This is a genomic window from Blautia sp. BCRC 81119, from assembly GCF_003184505.1.
Taxonomy (GTDB): domain Bacteria; phylum Bacillota; class Clostridia; order Lachnospirales; family Lachnospiraceae; genus Blautia_A; species Blautia_A fusiformis.
The window spans coordinates 1-996 of sequence record NZ_QJHD01000062.1; the positions used below are offsets into that span (position 1 = coordinate 1).

Below are 996 nucleotides of genomic sequence, written 5' to 3' on the forward strand. Positions count from 1 at the left end.
TATGAGGCAGGCTTTTCTCCTATTTGTCCGCCTTTGTACTTGCCCCTGTTTCTCAACGATGCTGTTCCCGAGGAGCATAAAAGCGGCATCGACATGAGCCGTGACCTGCTCCGCCGTTCTCATGTGCTGGTTGTCTGCGGGCACAGTATGACCGAAGCCATGAAAAATGATATTGCCGTGGCCCAGCGGCTGGGAATTACGGCAACAACCCTTGAGGGCATCCTGACCGTCAAGGGACAGGGCCGCCGCTGATGGCGACCCTGTTTGAAGCCTACGTTACCAACGCCGGAAAGTACAGCGAGGGCCAGCTTGTGGGTGAAACACTGAAATTTCCCACAACCGCCCAGGAGGTGGAGGCTCTCTTGAAACGGATCGGCGTGGATGGCGTCCGCTATCAGGAAATTTTTATTACCTCTTTCGATGGGGATGTGCTGGGGCTCTATGACCATTTGAGCGAGTATGAAAATCTGGATGAGCTTAATCATCTGGCCTGCCTGCTTTCCGAGCTTACCTCATCGGAGCTGGAAACACTGGAGGCCGTCCTCGACAGCGGCGATCACTGTTCTTCGGTGCGGGACATCATCAATCTGACACAAAATCTGGACTGTTACGGCTTTTACCCCGGCGTATCCGATGAGGAAACGCTGGGGCGTATTTATGTGGACGATCTGGAAATGTTGGATGTGCCGGATCAGGTAAAACCGTATTTCGATTATGAGGCGTATGGCCGGGATGCTTGCATCCACGAAAACGGCCATTTTGCCCCGGGCGGCTATGTTGTCAAAGAAAGCGATCATTTCGTGGAAGTGTATCACGGCTTGCAGGATATTCCCAAGGAACATAAGGTATTCTCTTTCCCGAAGCTCTCTATCCGGGAGCAAATGGCCGCTTATCAGGAAATCATAGACGGTTCTTCTTTGGAGGGCTACCGTCAAATGCAGAAAAAAGACCGTGGGGATCGGTGATGGCACTTCGAGACAAATTGTCCCAAGGAAG

General features: G+C 52.4%; 2 protein-coding genes. Both read left to right on the plus strand.

The genetic code is table 11. The features are described from left to right. Positions 1-252 (plus strand): DUF7768 domain-containing protein (locus DMI82_RS19480; protein WP_110104297.1); only part of this gene is annotated, 252 nt, incomplete at its 5' end. Further along, positions 252-965 (plus strand): antirestriction protein ArdA, encoded by a 714-nt coding sequence (locus DMI82_RS19485; protein ID WP_014080243.1) that lies wholly within the window; start codon positions 252-254, stop codon positions 963-965. The genes DMI82_RS19480 and DMI82_RS19485, both read left to right, overlap by 1 nt. Positions 966-996: the final 31 nt, after the last annotated feature.

Excerpts from the sequence above, each read along its gene's own strand:
- DMI82_RS19485 (WP_014080243.1), top strand. The coding sequence starts at position 252 with ATGGCGACCCTGTTTGAAGCCTACGTTACCAACGCCGGAAAGTACAGC.